Origin of the sequence: Methylobacterium sp. 275MFSha3.1 (assembly GCF_900108435.1) — a bacterium.
Taxonomy (GTDB): Bacteria; Pseudomonadota; Alphaproteobacteria; order Rhizobiales; family Beijerinckiaceae; genus Methylobacterium.
In genome coordinates this window covers 1-16,884 of the sequence record NZ_FNWP01000052.1, presented here as the reverse complement: position 1 = coordinate 16,884, position 16,884 = coordinate 1, and the positions used below count along the sequence as shown (strand labels likewise).

18 protein-coding genes and 3 pseudogenes are annotated in these 16,884 nt (G+C 68.3%); 13 read left to right on the top strand and 8 right to left on the bottom strand.

The window, feature by feature from the left end; translation table 11 throughout:
- Positions 1 to 322 (bottom strand): annotated as a pseudogene (locus BLW78_RS29975) (hypothetical protein); the annotation flags it as partial.
- Positions 323 to 370: 48 nt separating this feature from the next.
- Here BLW78_RS29975 and BLW78_RS31580 point away from each other — a divergent pair.
- Both BLW78_RS31580 and BLW78_RS29965 read left to right on the top strand, forming a co-directional pair.
- The gene (locus tag BLW78_RS31580; RefSeq protein WP_170855291.1) at positions 371 to 898 is read left to right on the top strand and encodes a hypothetical protein; all 528 of its coding nucleotides are present in this window, start codon (positions 371 to 373) and stop codon (positions 896 to 898) included.
- Positions 899 to 917: 19 nt separating this feature from the next.
- A complete protein-coding gene (locus BLW78_RS29965) occupies positions 918 to 1,436 on the top strand; it encodes a hypothetical protein (RefSeq protein WP_170855290.1) in 519 nt (172 codons plus the stop codon).
- 29 nt (positions 1,437 to 1,465) lie between these two features.
- Here the strand turns inward: BLW78_RS29965 and BLW78_RS29960 are convergent, their stop codons facing one another.
- From BLW78_RS29960 to BLW78_RS29940, 5 genes are all read right to left on the bottom strand, one after another.
- Positions 1,466 to 1,882: a hypothetical protein gene (locus BLW78_RS29960; RefSeq protein WP_091683908.1), complete on the bottom strand. Its 417-nt coding sequence runs from the start codon at positions 1,880 to 1,882 to the stop codon at positions 1,466 to 1,468.
- Between the two features lie 269 nt (positions 1,883 to 2,151).
- Positions 2,152 to 2,625 (bottom strand): VOC family protein, encoded by a 474-nt coding sequence (locus BLW78_RS29955; protein ID WP_091683906.1) that lies wholly within the window; start codon positions 2,623 to 2,625, stop codon positions 2,152 to 2,154.
- Positions 2,626 to 2,904: 279 nt separating this feature from the next.
- Positions 2,905 to 3,969, bottom strand: a complete 1,065-nt coding sequence (arsB, locus tag BLW78_RS29950; protein ID WP_091683904.1) for an ACR3 family arsenite efflux transporter — start codon at positions 3,967 to 3,969, stop codon at positions 2,905 to 2,907.
- Positions 3,970 to 3,978: 9 nt separating this feature from the next.
- On the bottom strand, positions 3,979 to 4,416 hold the full coding sequence (arsC, locus tag BLW78_RS29945; RefSeq protein ID WP_091683902.1) for an arsenate reductase (glutaredoxin): 438 nt from the start codon (positions 4,414 to 4,416) through the stop codon (positions 3,979 to 3,981).
- The gene (locus BLW78_RS29940; RefSeq protein ID WP_091683900.1) at positions 4,409 to 4,771 is read right to left on the bottom strand and encodes an ArsR/SmtB family transcription factor; all 363 of its coding nucleotides are present in this window, start codon (positions 4,769 to 4,771) and stop codon (positions 4,409 to 4,411) included. Before BLW78_RS29940 ends, arsC begins: the two co-directional genes overlap by 8 nt.
- A gap of 39 nt (positions 4,772 to 4,810) precedes the next feature.
- Here BLW78_RS29940 and BLW78_RS29935 point away from each other — a divergent pair, with 39 nt between their 5' ends.
- Positions 4,811 to 5,320 (top strand): DUF6428 family protein, encoded by a 510-nt coding sequence (locus tag BLW78_RS29935; protein ID WP_091683898.1) that lies wholly within the window; start codon positions 4,811 to 4,813, stop codon positions 5,318 to 5,320.
- A 470-nt stretch (positions 5,321 to 5,790) separates the two neighbouring features.
- Here the strand turns inward: BLW78_RS29935 and BLW78_RS29930 are convergent, their stop codons facing one another.
- Positions 5,791 to 6,846 carry a LacI family DNA-binding transcriptional regulator gene (locus BLW78_RS29930; RefSeq protein ID WP_210186909.1) on the bottom strand — a complete coding sequence of 352 codons (1,056 nt, stop codon included), beginning with the start codon at positions 6,844 to 6,846 and terminating at the stop codon, positions 5,791 to 5,793.
- A gap of 234 nt (positions 6,847 to 7,080) precedes the next feature.
- On the opposite strand from BLW78_RS29930, the gene BLW78_RS29925 reads away from it, so the two are divergent.
- The 9 genes and pseudogenes from BLW78_RS29925 to BLW78_RS29885 all read left to right on the top strand — a co-directional run bounded on the left by BLW78_RS29925 (position 7,081) and on the right by BLW78_RS29885 (position 15,088).
- Positions 7,081 to 7,863: an ABC transporter permease gene (locus BLW78_RS29925; protein WP_244527111.1), complete on the top strand. Its 783-nt coding sequence runs from the start codon at positions 7,081 to 7,083 to the stop codon at positions 7,861 to 7,863.
- On the top strand, positions 7,860 to 8,651 hold the full coding sequence (locus BLW78_RS29920; RefSeq protein WP_091683894.1) for an ABC transporter permease: 792 nt from the start codon (positions 7,860 to 7,862) through the stop codon (positions 8,649 to 8,651). The genes BLW78_RS29925 and BLW78_RS29920 overlap by 4 nt, the downstream gene beginning before the upstream one ends.
- Before the next feature lie 9 nt (positions 8,652 to 8,660).
- Positions 8,661 to 9,446, top strand: a complete 786-nt coding sequence (locus BLW78_RS29915) for an ABC transporter ATP-binding protein (protein ID WP_091683892.1) — start codon at positions 8,661 to 8,663, stop codon at positions 9,444 to 9,446.
- A 32-nt stretch (positions 9,447 to 9,478) separates the two neighbouring features.
- Positions 9,479 to 10,585, top strand: coding sequence for an ABC transporter substrate-binding protein (locus BLW78_RS29910; protein ID WP_091683890.1), 1,107 nt, complete (start codon positions 9,479 to 9,481; stop codon positions 10,583 to 10,585).
- 102 nt (positions 10,586 to 10,687) lie between these two features.
- The gene (gene hisD / locus BLW78_RS29905; protein WP_091683888.1) at positions 10,688 to 12,001 is read left to right on the top strand and encodes a sulfopropanediol 3-dehydrogenase; all 1,314 of its coding nucleotides are present in this window, start codon (positions 10,688 to 10,690) and stop codon (positions 11,999 to 12,001) included.
- Positions 11,998 to 12,765 carry an SDR family NAD(P)-dependent oxidoreductase gene (locus BLW78_RS29900; protein WP_091683886.1) on the top strand — a complete coding sequence of 256 codons (768 nt, stop codon included), beginning with the start codon at positions 11,998 to 12,000 and terminating at the stop codon, positions 12,763 to 12,765. The genes hisD and BLW78_RS29900 overlap by 4 nt, the downstream gene beginning before the upstream one ends.
- A 25-nt stretch (positions 12,766 to 12,790) precedes the next feature.
- Entirely contained in the window at positions 12,791 to 13,801 is a 1,011-nt protein-coding gene (locus BLW78_RS29895) for an alcohol dehydrogenase catalytic domain-containing protein (RefSeq protein WP_091683884.1), read from the top strand.
- Between the two features lie 78 nt (positions 13,802 to 13,879).
- Positions 13,880 to 14,053 (top strand): annotated as a pseudogene (locus tag BLW78_RS29890) (putative sulfate exporter family transporter); the annotation flags it as partial.
- Between the two features lie 91 nt (positions 14,054 to 14,144).
- Positions 14,145 to 15,088 (top strand): IS630 family transposase gene (locus tag BLW78_RS29885; RefSeq protein WP_091683882.1). Its coding sequence is split into 2 segments (ribosomal slippage): positions 14,145 to 14,481 and positions 14,481 to 15,088, totalling 945 coding nucleotides; the frame shifts between segments, so codons are not numbered across the junction.
- Positions 15,089 to 15,537: 449 nt separating this feature from the next.
- Here the strand turns inward: BLW78_RS29885 and BLW78_RS29880 are convergent.
- Positions 15,538 to 16,149 carry a DUF892 family protein gene (locus tag BLW78_RS29880; protein ID WP_091683880.1) on the bottom strand — a complete coding sequence of 204 codons (612 nt, stop codon included), beginning with the start codon at positions 16,147 to 16,149 and terminating at the stop codon, positions 15,538 to 15,540.
- Between the two features lie 490 nt (positions 16,150 to 16,639).
- Here BLW78_RS29880 and BLW78_RS29875 point away from each other — a divergent pair.
- A pseudogene (locus tag BLW78_RS29875) lies at positions 16,640 to 16,884 on the top strand (IS110 family transposase); the annotation flags it as partial.

Genomic DNA, 16,884 nt, shown 5'->3' with positions numbered 1-16,884 from the left:
CCCGCAGGGCATCACGGCCCATCTGGTCCTTGGTCACGTCCCGCAAACCCGCGGCCAGCGGTTCGAAGATCGTCGTCTCGAAGTAGCCCGGATCCGCGTAGTACGGCGCATCACCCGGGATGGTGAGCTGATCCCACGCCACCTCGACCGGCACGGGGAAGCCTGCCGCCTCCTGAACCGCCTTTTCCTGCGCCGGGAAGCGGCCTTCGCGATAGGCGGCGATCGCCCGGCGCTCGGCCAGCCCCGGTGTCGGTTCGGCCCAGGCGGCCGACACGCAGAGCAGGAGCGCGGCGGAAGTGAGCGCGTCGCGGCGTGAGAGCATGCGGTCGATTTCCCTCTGGTTGCCGGCTCGGACATCGAGCGCGGGGTGATGGAGCGGATGAAATGGTGGATGCCGTTGCGGCATCGGGCGCCACCGAACCGGGCCGGTCGCCTCGACGGCGCGGGTGCTGGCCACAGGCGCGAGCGCAGGGAAGAAGACGATGCTATCCCCATCGCGCAGCGCTTTGTCACGGTGGCGCACCCGCAGGAACAGCCCGGCGAAAAGGGGGATGAAATGCCAGGACGACCGTCCGCCCATGCGCGAAGCGTCGCTTCTATCGCCTTTGCGGCCGCTGCCCTCATGGCCCAGCCGCTGTCCGCCGCACCGGTGAAACCGGCCGGAGTCGCGCCGAGGCTCCCGGCCGACGCTCAGGCCTACGTGACGCGGCGAAGAGGCTGCAATCACTGGGGTGGCGAGGACGCCTACGACGAGGCTCGCGGTCGGGAGATCGCCGCCGCGGCGAAGGCGCTGCGCTGCGACGCCGTCGACGCGGACGAGGGACGCTTGCGCCGCCGCTACGGAAAGGATCCAGCGGTCCTGAAGGCCTTCGACAGAGCGGGCGGCGAGAGTGGCTGAGCGCGGCGCGGGACGGCCGGTGAACGAGCCCGTCAGCCGCCGATTGAGGCGTCTGCTCCACGCGCCTCCCCTCGCGATGCTCATCGGCCTCGGTCTCGCCCCGCTCTTCATCCTCTTCCCCCGCCTACCCGGCGGGCTGGATGTCGGTCCAGCGCATGACCCGGCCTCACAGCCCTTCGCGTTCTGGGCCGGTGCGGCCTTGCTCGGTGGCCTCGCGGGCACCCTCAACGGCGCGGCCCGACCCCTGTACCGCGCTGCCGCGCTCATCTTTGGAGCGTCGCTCCTGTCGGTTCCTGCCTTGCGCCTGGCGCTCATGTCGGGCCTGCCGTTTCCACACAGGCTCGCTGTGTGGCTCGGACTCGATGGGGAATTCGCGATGGAGGCCGACCTATACGAGATCTGGCTGCTGTCGTGGCTCGTCTGCCTCGGCCTGATCGTCGTGGTCTGGCGCGGTCTGGTGCGGATCATACCGGTGCGGCTCGCGGAGGCGGCGGGCCACACGGAAACCACGTCGACCGGTCCCAATCCGTGCCCATAGGCGTGAACCCGGTCAGTGCTAGCGCTGGTTCACTTCCGTGTTGGACGGAGCGGTCCGTAGAAGCCAGTCCATTCCATGCCGAGTGTCTGGGCTCGCCGGGCCAAGACACTCGGCACCGACAGCAGGCTCATGACTGGCGAAGCAAGGATGTCCCGGTCGTTCAAGAGGCGCCCGACCTGTCGTCCCCGCCACCAGAGCAGGCCGAACAGCAGGGCGAGCATCAGGAGCAGGCCCCAGGTCACGAGATCCCACCCGAAGATGTAAAGACCGTAGGGTGGATTGAGGGCCGTACCGAGCCGAGACAGTCCGATGAGGACGATCGGCAACAGGACCAGAAAGCCCAGCAACTCCAGCGGCAGCCGGCGGAACACGCGTAGAGCTGCGTTCAGATCCTCGACGGACACATAGTCGAGGGACAGCCGTGCATCGTTCCCAGCCCGTGTCATGGAGCCTCCTGGCTTCAACGTTGTCTCCGACGATGAGGTCGCACGGCTCTAGGATAAAAGGGACGGAAAGGGATTTCCACCTCTCAGCCCGTCAGCGTGGCGCCGCGCCTGTCCCTTCCATGAGTCCGTGCAGCCTATCGGCGAAGGCAGTCGGAGATCGACCCAACCCGGTCGCCTGCATCGCCATGTAGGCTTCCCATAAGCAGCCACTCGACGTTCATCCGGCGACTTGGGCTCCTTGTGGCGAGCAGGTCCGCGGCTTGGCGGGATCAGCGATCTTGGGCCGTAGCTGGCGGCTGCATGAACTCGATCGTCGCGCCGTCAGGACCAACGGCGTAGATCACCCGCGTTCCGGCGCGCGCGCCGCTCGCGATCGGCTGCGGAATGCCTTGCGCCTTCCAGCCGTAGGCGGCGATCCGCACCAGGAGCGCGTCGATGTCATCGACGACAAGGGCCAGATGCGCGAAGCCAGGGTCGAACGGCTTGGCTGGCGCGCTTGGACGGTCCGGACCCTGATACTCCAGGAGTTCAATCGTCTGCTCCGGCAGCGAAACGATTGCCATGCGCACCATCGCCCCATGCGCTCCGGTTACTTGACCAAGGAACTCTCCCCCCATCTCGCCCGTCCGCACAAGCCGCGCGCCGAGCCCATCGACCCAGAACCGAAGCGCCTCGTCAAGGGAAGCGACCGCGAAGCCGACATGATCAGCGCGACGCACGTGGATGCCTGTGTGTTCCGTCATGAGGGATGATCTAGCGGCAAACGGCCCATTCGTCCGCAACGGGTCGTGGCCGGTCCTTCGGCAGAGCAGTCGGTATGATAGCGACCCAACGCCGCCGCCCAGACCGCCTTCTCCGCTTCTTCAAAAGCGGCCGTCGTTTGCCCTCCAGGGACGTTGATCCAGTGACCTGAGCGATCGGCCCGGCGGGCAGGGGGCGGCAGGAGGAACGACGAGCCCCAGGTGAGGATCTCGACCACGCCCAAGGCGCTGATGATCGTCAGGCGGCTCCGACCGCCCGCATCAGACCTCACGGGAGATGGTCTTGAACGCCGCCTTCCGGGTTGCGCCGCGCTCGTACCAGCCCTGGCTCCGGTTCACGATCCAGACCACGGTCAGCATCACCGGCACCTCGATCAGAACGCCGACCACCGTCGCCAGTGCCGCGCCCGAGTGGAACCCGAACAGGCTGATCGCCGCCGCCACCGCCAGCTCGAAGAAGTTCGATGCGCCGATCAGCGCCGAGGGACCGGCCACGCAGTGCTGCTCACCAGCGATGCGGTTGAGCAGGTAGGCGAGCCCGGCGTTGAAGTAGACCTGGATGAGGATCGGCACCGCCAACAGGGCGATCACCAGCGGCTGCGCGATGATCTGCTCGCCCTGGAAGCCGAACAGCAGGACGAGCGTGGCCAGAAGCGCCACCAGCGACACCGGCCCGAGCGCCTTCAGAGAACGATCGAGTGCCGCGTGCCCGCCCGACGCCAGGAGCGATCGCCGCACCAGCTGCGCTACGATCACCGGGAGGACGATGTAGAGCACCACCGAGAGCACCAGCGTGCTCCAGGGGACGGTGATCGCGGACAGGCCGAGCAGCAGGCCGACGATGGGGGCGAAGGCCACCACCATGATCGTGTCGTTGAGCGCCACCTGGCTGAGCGTGAAATGCGGCTCGCCCTTCGTCAGGTTCGACCACACGAACACCATCGCGGTGCACGGCGCCGCCGCCAGGATGATCAGGCCGGCGATGTAGCTGTCGATTTGGTCCGCTGGCAGGTAGGGCCTGAAGAGCCAGCCCACGAACAACCAGCCCAGCACCGCCATCGAGAACGGCTTCACCGCCCAGTTCACCAGGAGCGTCACACCGATCCCGCGCCAATGCCGGCCGACCTGACCCAGCGCCGCGAAGTCGATCTTGAGCAGCATGGGGATGACCATGAGCCAGATCAGCACCGCCACCGGCAGGTTCACCTGGGCGACCTCGGCCGAGCCGATCGCCTGGAAGACGCCCGGCAGGACGTGCCCGAGCGCCACGCCGGCTACGATGCAGAGGGCGACCCAGACGGTGAGATAGCGTTCAAACGTCGACATCGGCGCTCCTCAGGCGGTGGCGACGCGGCGGCCGTGCTCGTCGACCACGCGCTCCCCGTCCTCCTTCATGAACTCGCCCTGCTGCGCCGGCAGCAGATCCAGCACGGCCTCCGACGGCCGGCACAGGCGCACGCCCCTGGGGCTCACCACCAGCGGCCGGTTCATCAGGATCGGATGCGCCTCGATCGCGTCGAGCAGCTGCTCGTCGGTCAGCGCCGGATCGCCCAGGCCCAGCTCGGCGTAGGGCGTGTCCTTCTCCCGCAGCACCTCGCGCACCGTGAGGCCGGCGCGGGCCACGAGCTGCTTGACCAGCGCCCGGTTCGGCGGGGTCTTCAGGTACTCGATGACGTGCGGCTCGATGCCGGTGTTGCGGATCATCGCCAGGGTGTTACGGGACGTGGCGCAGTCGGGGTTGTGGTAGATCACCACGTCGAAATTCTCAGGCATGACCGGCCTCCGTCAGGGGGTTGCAGCAGCTCGACAGCGAGGCGACGGCCGGCGTGCAGACCTCCGGGCGCCCCTGGCAGCAGTCGCGCATCAGGAAGGCGATGAGGCCCGAGAGCGCCGGGTAGGCCGCGCTGTAGATGATCGACCGTCCCTCGCGCCGCGCCTGGATCAGACCGGCGTGGTCCAGCTCCTTCAGGTGGAAGGACACGGTGGAGGCGGACACGCCCAGCTCGCTCCCCAGAACCCCGGAGGCCATGCCTTCTGGTCCGGCCTGAACGAGCAGCCGCACGATCTGCAGCCGGGTCTCTTGGGCGAGGGCGGCGAAGGCGGTCAACGCTTGACGCTCGTCTATCATTCAATGATCCTACGATTGTTTGAATGAGGAGTAGCGCACATGCTGGACGTTGCCAAGATCGATGTGTCGGTGCCGCCTCGCAGGACCGCCGACGACATCCAGATCGGCGCTCTGCTCGCCACCTGCGACGAGCACCCGTCGATCCCCCTCGTGTTCTTCTACGACGGTCACGCCGTGCGCCCCGGCTACCACGTCACCGAGGTGAAGGCCGGCCAGTTCGCCGCCCTCGACTGCGGCGGCAACCCCGAGTCCTGGTCGGAGATCTTCATCCAGCTCTGGGACATGATCGACGGCGACCGTACTCACATGACGGCCGGCAAGTTCGCGGCGATCATCCGCAAGGTGTCAGAGCACGTTGGCCTCGATCCAGCCGCGCGGCTCACCTTCGAGGTCAGCGACGGCGTGGTGCCGATGCAGCTCCATCGCGCCTACACACCCGAACGGATCGACGGCGTGCTTCAAGTCCGGCTCTCGCCGCGCGCTGCGAGTTGCAAGCCGCGCGATCGTTGGCTCAAGGCAAAGCGACCGGAGGAGGCATGCTGCAGCTAAACGGCTGTGTCTCCTTCAACTCTGAGCATCGACATGGCGCAGCTTGAACTTGCAAAATGGACTGGGAGCGGGCGCGGCGATGACGTCCGCTCTTTTCTGTTGCCGCCCGAAACCAGACTGGCGGAGATCCACCCATCTGAGACGTGCAGGCAAGCGAAACGTGGCAGCAGATGGCCGAAAGCCGCTTGTCCGCTTCGGAGGAGGAAACCGGAAAAAACTGACAAGATTCAGCATCCCAACTTTGCATGAGCGATTTCGTTCAGACTCGTCTGGGCGCCGCCGATAGCCGATCTCTGCCGCGCGAAGGGCCGCTTATCTCTGACTGAATTCACTATTTTAGTTGCGGATATACGCATCAGTCTTTCGTTGTCATCGGGTTTCTGACTAAACCGAAATTTTTCACATGCAGTGTCATCACGGCAGCGCAGTCCACAACATTATATGACGGTTATTTGGTCCGGTTGGGTGGATTACTTGACGCCGCGCTGATGCGCCGCGACTGGCAGACCCGTGGACATCGGTGGCGGTCCAGACGAACGACGCTCGATCAACTCGATCGGCATCTCTGTCCGACGCGTGCGCGCTTCCCCGCGTAGGCGGGCTAGCAGATGCTCGGCGACTTCCCGGCCAAGCTCCGCGGTCGGAAGATGGATCGTCGTGAGGGACGGCGCGATGTGGCTCGCGATCTCAAGATTGTCGATCCCGACGACCGACAGATCGCGAGGAACGTCCAAGCCGCGCTGCTCGGCTTCAAGAAGCACGCCGACGGCAAGGAGGTCATTGCCGCACACCACGGCCGTCGGCGGCTCAGCCAGCCCTAAGAGTTGCAGGAGGCCGGCCCGGCCGCCGGCGAGAGAGAAGGGCTGCTGCGATACCCGGGCGTTCGAGAGGTCCAGCCCTTCCGCCGCGAGTGCCCGCCGCACGCCGTCGATGCGCAGGCGCGCACGGTCGTTGGCCTGGATGAAGCCTGAAACCATGCCGAACCGGCGGTGACCTTTGGCGAGCAGGTGCCGGGCCGCGAGATAGCCCGCCTCCGCGTTGTCGAAGCCGATCGAGTCGAGCCGGTCATCGAAGGACCACGTCAGCACCACCGGGATCGGGGCCTCGGTGACGAGAGCCCAGGTCTCGGGCAGGTGGTCCGCGCCGACCAGCATCAGCGCGTCGACCCCGCGACCGAGCATGGACCGGACGAGAACGGCCTCCTCCGCGGCCGCGTATTCGTGCGCCGCGATCAGGAGCTGATAGCCGTTACGGGCCAGGGTCGTCTGCAGCGCCTGGACCGCGCGGGCGAAGATCGAGTGATCGAGCGTCGGGATGATGGCTCCGATCGTGTGCGTCCGCCCGGATGCCAGGGCCTGGGCCGGGCCACCGGGCAGGTAGCCGAGGGATTCGGCCGCCGCGCGGACCCGGCGGATCGTGTCCGGGTGGACGATCGCGGCCCCGGCCATCGCACGCGAGGCGGTCGCCGGCGACACGCCTGCCCTCTGGGCAACCGCCTGCAATGTCGCGCGCTGCTGACGTTTCACGGCAAGTCACTCCGGGCCGGATCCCGATGAGCGCAGTGATGAATGCGCATTCAGGAAAACGCAACCGTCGCAGCGAGTCAGGGGCCTAAAAGGACGGCGGCGCATCGGGTCGGTCGGCAAGTTCTAAAACCGAAGGTTGACAAGTCTGCGGTGACGCGCACTATGAAAGCGCATTCATTGAATGCTCATGCGGTGTGTCGCGACAAGACGGCCACTGCAGCGCGAGGAAACGCCGTGAAGTTAAGCCGCCGCTTCTGCGTCGGCATGGCGACGCTCGTCGTCATCGCCGTCCTCTGGTACGTCGCGACCACCGGCCTCGGCCTTATCTCGGCGGGGCGCTTTCCCGCGCCGGTCGACGTGGAGACGGCGGCGGTTCAGGCCCTCGTCCGGGGCTACCCGGATACGACGCTCTTCGTCCACGTCCTGCACTCGCTCCGGCTCGTGGCCCTGGGCTTCGTCGTCTCGGTGGCGCTCGGCGTCCCCCTCGGCCTGCTGATGGGCTGGAACCGCACGGCCGAGGCTCTCATCAACCCGGTCTTCCTGCTGCTGCGCCCGATCCCGCCGCTCGCCTGGATCCCGCTCGCCATCCTGTGGCTGGGCCTGGGCGACGGGGCCAAGGTGATGGTCATCGTCATCGCGGCACTGCCGCCGGCGGTGATCAGCACCCAGGCCGGCGTGCGGGGCGTGCCACCGCAGATCGTCGAGGCGGCGCAGATGCTCGGCACCCCGCGGCTGCGCTTCGTCACCGACGTGCTGGCGCCGGCGGCGGCGCCGATGATCTTCACGGGGCTGCGGCTGGCGCTTCAGGCAAGCTGGACCACCCTGGTCGCGGCCGAGCTCGTTGGCTCGCTCGCGGGGCTCGGCTACGTCCTGAACGTCGCCCAGCAGGACCTCTACCCGGGCATGATCCTCGTCGGCATGGCCGCCGTCGGCGTGCTCGGTGCCGGCAGCACCGCGCTACTGGGAATGGCCGAGCGCCGGGCGATCGGCTGGGCGCAGCTGCGGGGGGCGGCATGATCGCCTCCCGCCAGCCCCTTCCGCTGCACCGGAGTCTGGCCCTCGGCGCCATCGGCACCCTGGCCTTCCTCGGCTTCTGGGCGTTCCTCGCCCGGTCCGGCCTCGTCTCGCCGCTGTTCCTTCCGGGACCGGTCGCCGTGGCGGAGCGCTTCGCGACCCTGACCGAGCGGCCGTTCGCGGGGGGCACGCTCCCGGCCCACGTCGCCTCCAGCCTGCAGCGGTTCCTGGTCGGCTACCTGCTCGCCGCCGCGGTCGGCGTGCCCCTCGGCCTGACGATGGGCTGGTCGCGCCTCCTCGACGACATCGTCACGCCGATCTTCGACGGGCTGCGCTTCATCGCGCCGATCGCCTGGGTGCCCTTCGCCGCCCTCTGGTTCGGCACTGGGATCGGCGGCCCGATCCTGATCATCTTCGCGGGCGCCTTTCCACCCTGCCTGATCAACGCCTATCGCGGCGCCCGCTACATCGACGCGCGCCTGCTGGAAGCCGCCGAGATGCTCGGAACGCCGGGCGACCGGATGATCGCCGAGGTGCTCCTGCCGGCCGCCCTACCCTCGATCGTCGCCGGACTGCGCATCAGCGCGGGCCTGGGGTGGCAATCCCTGGTCGGCGCCGAGCTGATCGTGGCCTCGACGGGGGTCGGCTACATGATGGTGCAGGCCCAGGGGGCCGTCTCGACCGCGACCGTGATGGTCGGAATGGTCGCGATCGGCCTCGTCGGCGTGGTCATCGACGTCGCGTTGCGCACGCTCGAGACCCGCCTCCGCCGGCATCACGGACAGGCTTGAGGGGGTCCGATGAGCGCAATCCGGTTCGAGCGGGTCGAGAAGAGCTTCGGGAGCAACGTCAAGGCGCTTGACGGCGTCGATCTCACGGTGGCCGACCGCGAGTTTGTGGCCATCGTCGGCGCCTCGGGTTGCGGCAAGACGACCTGCCTGCGCCTCGCGGCCGGGTTCGAGGCCCCGACTGGCGGCCGGATCACCGTCGGCGGACAGCCGGTCACCGAGCCGGGTCCCGACCGCGCCGTGGTGTTCCAGCAGTTTGCGCTGTTCCCGTGGAAGACCGTGGCGCAGAACATCGGGTTCGGGCTTCGCAACAAGGGCATGCCCGCCGCCGAGCGCCAGGAGCGCGTCGCCGCGGCGATCGACATGATCGGCCTCGCGAGCCACGCCGAAGCCTACCCGCACCAGCTCTCCGGCGGCATGCAGCAGCGCGTCGCCATCGCCCGCGCCTACGTCCTCGAGCCCGAGGTGCTCCTCATGGACGAGCCCTTCGGCGCCCTCGACGCCCAGACCCGCGTGGTGATGCAGGAGGAACTCGTCCGCCTCGCGCGCAGGAACCCGCGCACCGTCCTGTTCATCACCCACGGCGTCGAGGAGGCCGTCTACCTCGCCGACCGGGTCGCGGTCATGACCAAGCGCCCGGGGCGCATCAAGGAGATGATCGACGTCAAGGCGGTCCGCGAAGCCGAACGTTGGGAGGAGCACGCCCGCATCGAGGACGTGATGGACCTCGAATCGTTCGTCCATCTGCGGACGCACATCTGGAAATCGCTGCGTGAAGAGAAGGCGGCCGGCCGATGACCGGACGGTCCGCGATCCGAGGGAGAGGCGACATGGCCGAGATGCGAGGTAACGGGTGCCGGCGCGGCCGGCGGCGGGCATGGCTCCTGGCGGGCGCCCTCGCGCTGGCGCCGGTGGTCGCGCCAGCCGTCCCGGTGAAGGCCGCGGAGCCCGAGCGGATCGGCGTGTCCTATCAGCCGGCGCTCTACTGGGCGCTGCCCTTCTACATCGCCACGCAGAAGGGCTGGTGGAAGGAGGTCGGCCTCGAGCCGACCTTCGCGGTCTTCCCGGCCGGCGCCCCCCAGGTCGCCGCCGCCCAGGCGGGATCCTGGGATGTCGGCGGGACTGGTTCCGTGCCTGCGATCCTCGGCGCGGCGCGCTTCGGCCTGCTGACGATCGGCCTCACCAACGACGAATCGAAGACCAACGCGCTGATGGTGCGCGCCGCACGGCACGACGCGATCCTCAAGAATCCCAAGCAGCTCGCCGGACAGAAGCTCCTCGTCACCACCAACTCCACCGCCGATTACGCCGCCCGCGCCTGCCTCCGAAAGTGGGGTCTCGGCCCGCGCGAGATGCGCTTCGTCAACCTCGGACAGGCGCAGATCATCTCGGCGATGATCGCCGACGCGGGCGAGGTGGTCGGCGTCTGGGCTCCGAACACCTACACGCTGGAGGAGAAGGCCGGCGCGCAGGTCCTGTGCAGCGGGGCCGACGCCGACGCCATGGTGCCCGGCGCCCTGATCACCCGCGCCGACTTCGCCAAGGCGCATCCGGACGCGGTCGCCAAGTTCCTCGCGGTCTATCTCCGGGGCTGGGGCTGGGCCAAGGCGAATCCCAAGGACGCGCACGACATGGCCAAGCGCTTCTACGCCGAGGGCGGCGTCGAGGCGTCCGACCACGCCATCGACCAGGAATTCGCGCTGCGCCCGACTTACGCCCTCGAGTCGCAACTCAAGGCGTTGGCGCGCGCGGACGGCCCCTCGCAGGTCGACGGCTGGTTCTCGCGGATCGGCACGTTCATGGCCGAGGTCGGCACCATCGCGCAGGCGCCCGATGCCAAGGGCTACATCGACGACGCCTTCATGAAGCGCGTCGCGGCCGATCCGAAGCTCCGGGCCTTCGCCACGGAGTTCGACGCGGCCGCCGCCCCGCGCTGAGCGCGGCCGGCCGCCTCGCGGCGCTGCCGCCCGGACCGGGCTCCGCGCTCCCGGGAGGCGCCCCCTGAACCCGTTCGAGACATCCGCAAAGAGGCAGGGATCATGACGATCGACTACGCGAAGCGGGCGACCAAGACGCCCGAGACCGAGACCGACGCGGCGCGGCAGGTCGTGACGGAGATGCTCGCCGCCATCGAGGCGCGGGGCGAGGAGGCGGTCCGGGACTATGCCCGTTCCCTCGACCGCTGGACCGGCGAGATCGTTGTGACCCCCGAGGAGATCGCCCGGCGCACGAAGGACATCCCCGAGCGCGTCAAGGCGGACATCGCCTTCGCGGCGGGGCAGGTCCGGCGCTTCGCCGAGGCCCAGCGCGACAGCGTGCAGGACTTCTCGGTGGAGCTGGTGCCGGGCCTCGTCACCGGCCAGAAGCTCGTCCCCTGCAACGTCGCGGGGTGCTACGTGCCCACCGGACGCTACGCCCACATCGCCTCGGCCTACATGTCGGTGGCCACCGCCAAGGCGGCGGGCGTCACGACCGTCGTGGCCTGCTCGACGCCCTTCCGCGGCGAGGGCATCCACCCCTACGTGCTCTACGCGATGCAGGTGGCCGGCGCCGACGTGATCATGACGCTGGGCGGCGTCCAGGCGATCGCCGCGATGGCCTTCGGGCTGTTCACCGGCAAGCCCGCCGACATCATCGTCGGGCCGGGCAACAAGTTCGTGGCCGAGGCCAAGCGGATGCTGTTCGGACGCGTCGGGATCGACGTCTTCGCGGGTCCGTCCGAGGTGGGAATCATCGCCGACGAGACCGCCGACCCAGCGCTCGTGGCCTCGGACCTCGTCGGCCAGGCCGAGCACGGGCACGAGAGCCCGGCTTGGCTGTTCACCACCTCGCGTGCCCTCGCGGACGACGTGATCGCGCGGATGCCGGCGCTGATCGACGCCCTGCCGCCCACGGCGCGGGACGCCGCCGCCGCCGCGTGGCGCGACTACGGCGAGGTGGTGGTGTGCGGGAGCCGGGAGGAGATCGTCGCCGTCTCCGACCGCTACGCGAGCGAGCATCTGGAGGTCCACGCCGCCGACCTCGACTGGTGGCTCGCGCGGCTCAGCAATTACGGTTCGCTGTTCCTCGGCGAGGAGACCACGGTCGCCTTCGGCGACAAGACCTCCGGTCCGAACCACATCCTGCCGACCAAGTACGCCGCCCGGTATTCCGCCGGGCTATCCGTGCACAAGTTCCTGCGGCCGCTGACGTGGCAGCGCATGGACCGGGAGGCCTGCAAGACCATCGCCCAGGCCACGGCCCGGATCTCGCGCCTGGAGGGCATGGAGGCCCATGCCCGCACGGCCGACCACCGGCTCGCGAAGTACTTCCCCGGCCACGGCCTTGATCTCGGCGAGGCGGTGACCGCATGACCTTCCGCCTGACGCGCCTGTTCGACCTGACCGGGCGGACGGCTCTGGTGACGGGGGGCAATTCCGGGCTCGGGCTGGCGCTGGCCCGGGCGCTGGGCCTCGCCGGGGCCGGGCTGATCCTGACCGCCCGCCGCGAGGCCGACCTTGCGGCGGCGGCCGAGGACCTGCGGGCGGAGGCGATCGCCAGCGAGCTCCTGCCCGCCGATCTCGCGGAGCCCGCCGCGGTCGCCGACCTCGTCGCGCGGCTCGGCGGCCGGCCGGTCGACATCCTCGTGAACGCCGCGGGGATGAACCTGCGCCAGCCCTTCGCGGCCGTGACGGCGGAGGCCTTCGACCGGCACATAGCCCTGCACGTGCGCGCGCCCTTCCTGCTGACGCAGGCCCTCGCGCCGGGCATGGCGGCGCGGGGATACGGGCGGATCATCAACGTCGCCTCCCTGCAATCCTACCGAGCCTTTCCGGACTCCGCGCCCTACGGGGCCGCCAAGGGGGCTGTGGTGCAGCTCACCCGCGCCATCGCGGAAGCGTGGTCGGCGCGCGGCGTGACCTGCAACGCGATCGCGCCGGGCTTCTTCCCGACGCCGCTGACGCAGGCGGTGTTCGCCGATTCCGAACGCGCGGCGCGCAACGCCGCCCAGACGGCCTGCGGCCGCAACGGCGAACTCACCGACCTCTACGGCGCGGCGGTGTTCCTCGCCTCCGAGGCCTCCGCCTACGTCACCGGGCAGACGCTGCCGGTCGACGGGGGATTCACCGCCAAATGAACATCCGCCTGTCCGAGGCCCCGCGATGAAAGCGCTGATCTACACCGGGCCGAACGCGCTCATCGTCGACGACGTGCCGGTTCCCGTGCCGGGGCCCGGCGAGGTGCTGGTGCGGGTCGAGGCGGTCGGCATCTGCGGTTCGGACATGCACGCCTATCACGGTCACGATGCCCGGCGCCCCGCCCCGCTGATCCTCGGCCACGAGGCCGCCGGACGGGTCGCGGAGGGGCCGAGGGCCGGCGCGCGCGTGGCGGTGAATCCGCTGGTCACCTGCGGACGTTGCCCGGCGTGCGAATCCGGGCGCACGCACCTGTGCCCGAGCCGGCAGATCCTCTCGATGCCCCCGCGCCCAGGGGCCTTCGCGGACTACGTCTGCGTCCCCGAGAAGAGCCTCGTACCGATCCCGGACGCACTGTCGACCACGCACGCAGCCCTCGCCGAGCCGCTCGCCGTCGCCTACCACGCCGTCAACCAGGGGGCGCGGCTTCTCGGCCGCCCTCTGGCGGGGGCGCGCTGCGTGGTGCTGGGCGGCGGCGCGATCGGTTTTGGGTCGGGTCTGGTTCTGGCCATGCAGGGTGCGGGCGAGGTCGTCATCATCGAGCCGAATCCCGAGCGGCGCACCGAAGCCGCGCGCGGCCTCCCGACGGCCCGCTGCCGGGCGCCCGACGATGCCGAGGGTCCGGGTCCCGACAGCGCCGACCTGATACTCGATGCGGTCGGCAGCGACGCGACGCGGGCCAAGGCGAGCCAGCTCGCCCGGCCGGGGGCGGTCATCGTGCATATCGGACTTCTGCCCGGCGAGCGGGGACTGGACGTCCGCAAGATCACGCTCCAGGAAATCGTGGTCTCGGGCAGCTACTGCTACACGATGCAAGAGTTCCGCGACGTGGTCGGGGCCCTCGCGGACGGCCGGCTGGGTCCCCTCGATTGGGTCGAGGAGCGCCCTCTCGTCGCGGGCGCCGTTGCCTTCGCCGACATGGATGCAAGCCGCGTCGCTGCGCCGAAGCTGATCCTTCGTCCGAACGCGCCGGCTTGAAAATTAGCGTCGCACGAGAGGAAACTCGTACTCGAAGTCGGACACACGACGGCGGCTTCCATCGGCGAACACGATCGGCTCGGTTTCTTCAAGCTGGTGCCGCGGTTCAACCTGGGCTTCCTGGCGCTTGCGACGCTGCGCTCGCTCGGCCTGATCCCGGACGACTGGGTCGCGCCGCTGGCCCGGATCGCCGGCTTCCTCACGATTGTATCGATGGCCGCGCTGGGCCGGGGCGTCGATGTTCGCGTGCTAGAGCGGTTTCGGTTTGAGCTGAATCGGCTGGCGGGGGTTCACCGGGGGACCTGATGCTGATTCACTGCGGGCTCTGGATGAGGAGCCGAGCATGGGCCGCCCCTACAGCCAAGACCTCCGCGAACGGGTCGTGGACGCCGCCGAAGCCACCTCCCGTCGGCAGGCGGCGGCCCGCTTCGGGGTCGGTTTGGCCACAGCGATCCGTTGGATGGCCGCGCTCACGGCGACCGGGACGGTGGCGGCCCTCCCCCAGGGACGAGCCCGCCGCTCCAAGCTCGATCCCCATGAGGCCTACCTGCGAGGCCTGATCGCCGAGACGGATGACATCACCCTGGAGGAGATGCGTGCCCGCCTGCGGGAGAAGCACGACCTCACGGTTGGGTTGGGTACTCTCTGGGCTTTCCTCGACGCGCGCGGCCTGACGTACAAAAAAAGACAGCGCATGCCACGGAGCAGGACCGTCCCGACGTGAAGGTGGCGCGCGAGGCTTGGTTCGAGGGCCAGCCCGACCTCGATCCCACCCGCCTCGTGTTCCTCGACGAGACCTGGACCTCAACCAAGATGGCCCGCACCCGCGGACGGTCTCCGCGTGGCGAGCGGCTGCGCTCCCCCGTGCCGCATGGCCATTGGAAGACCACGACCTTCGTCGCGGGCCTACGCCTGTCCGGGGTGGCCGCACCGTTCGTGCTCGACGGGCCGATCAACCGCGACGCCTTCCAGGCTTACGTCGAGCGAGTGCTCGTGCCCGAACTCACCCCCGGCGACATCGTCGTGATGGATAACCTCGGCAGCCACAAAGGATCGGCCGTGCGCGCTGCGATCGAGGCGGCCGGCGCACGGCTCCTGTTCCTCCCGCCCTACTCGCCGGACTTCAACCCGATCGAGATGGCCTTCTCCAAGCTCAAGGCGCTCCTGCGCAAGGCTGCCGCTCGCACCGTCGAGGGATTGTGGGCGGCCATCGGCCGACTCATCGACACCATCACGCCAAACGAATGCGCCAACTACTTCGCCGCAGCGGGATATGAACCAGATTAAACCGAAACCGCTCTAGCCCAGGTCGGCGGCCGGGTGAAGCTGGCGGTCACCGCCTCGCGCCCCCTGCTCGTAGCCATCGCGGTCCTGCTCATCCGCCGCCTCGGGGTCGGCTGAGTCGGCCGCCAGATGCAAGACGTCTTCCGGCCAGCGGTTACGATATATTGGCCTCAAGCGAGGTTGTGGCTCCACCTTGTAACGTCTGCTTCCGGGATCCTGACAGCTTAGTTTGGGCAGCCGCAATGGGCGCGAAGCCGAACGTCTGGTTCTGCGCGCGACCGCGACCCGGCGTGACGTACTCTGGCCGGAAGCGGAATGACCGCTTCGGGGAAGACGGGCCGGAAAAGCAGACTGCCTCCTACCGACCCAACCCGGCCATTCGAGATATATTCGCCCGTCCCCTGAAGCAGACGGCAGCAGGCCCCACATAAGAGCCATGCTGCGTCCGCCCTTCAGCGTCGCTTGGATCGCCCTGCTTCCGAGAGCGCGACCGCAACCAAGATACCGCCAAGCGCTAGCCCAACCGTAAGGCGGGGGTGCATGTACGCCGTGGTGGCGAGCGCGGTCTCGTCCGGATAGTGGGTCGAGGTGCGGCGTGCCAGTAGATGATCGTAGAGCTGTGTGAAGGCCTGATCGATCGCGCGGGTCTCGACAAGCGTACGATCTAAAAGCTTAACGGCTTTGGCGTGTCCGAGCGCGTGTGCAGCACTACGTAGCGTCCCATACCGGGCGATGTAGAAATGAGCCGCAACTTGACCGTACTCAATGTTGATGAGATCGCGGTCGGCGGCGCTCCTGTGCTTGGCTATTTCTGCTTCGTTGAGATCGCAGATGCCCTGCATGGCTGGATCTTGTTTGGGATCAGGCCTGATGCTGATTAATTCAAATACTTCGTCCAACCGCTTCTGCTGAACGATGTTCTGCTTAGATCCCGCCTCGAGCATCTGCTTGAGCTTTGGCAGCGTCGACGTCTTGTAGTTGCGTGCCGCCTGTGCCGCCCCCTGCCGATGCGCTTCGTGGAGCAGATGTAACCCGTCCTCGAAAAGTCGCCGGTTCCCTGACATCGTTTCCCGCCTCGTGTTCGCCGTTCTTGGCTCAGTGTCTGTTTGGCAGACCTGACCACTCGAGCCGTTCGGTTGATGCGAGCGACCACAACGGCCAACGCGGCGGGCGAACGCCGGGTCCAACTCAGGATCACTTCAGCTCTGCGAGCGATAGTCCGAGCTTGTGGAGTTCACTCAGAGTCGACTTTTCCAACTATCTGGAACGGTTGTGAATGGCTCCGGCTGCGAGGTCCGTTTTGCCACAGGATCTGCCCCGCCGCGCACCGTAAGCAATCCTACCCAAGCGGTCTTCCCGCTACCGACCCAACCCAGCTGTTCGAGGGCGTCCGCTCACGCGGCTGGAGCTGGCCGAAAGCGGAACGGCCGCTTCGGAGAAAGCTGGCCGGAAAAGCAGATGGGGTGGATGGCTCCCGCTCCGACTGACGGCATCTCGGTGCCAAGATGTGGTCGCTGTCGAAGCAGCAGCCACGCTCATGCAGGAGCCATCCCCATGGAGATCACCACCGTCGGCATCGATCTGGCCAAAAGCATCTTTCAGGTTCACGCCGTCGATGCAGCTGGGCACGTCGTCGTGCGCAAGGCCTTGAGGCGGGCGCAGGTCGTGCCGTTCTTCGCCAAGCTGCCGCGGTGCCTGATCGGCATGGAGGCGTGCGGCACGGCGCATCACTGGGCCCGGGAACTCATAAAGCTCGGCCATGACGTGCGGCTGATGCCGCCGGCTTACGTGAAGCCGTA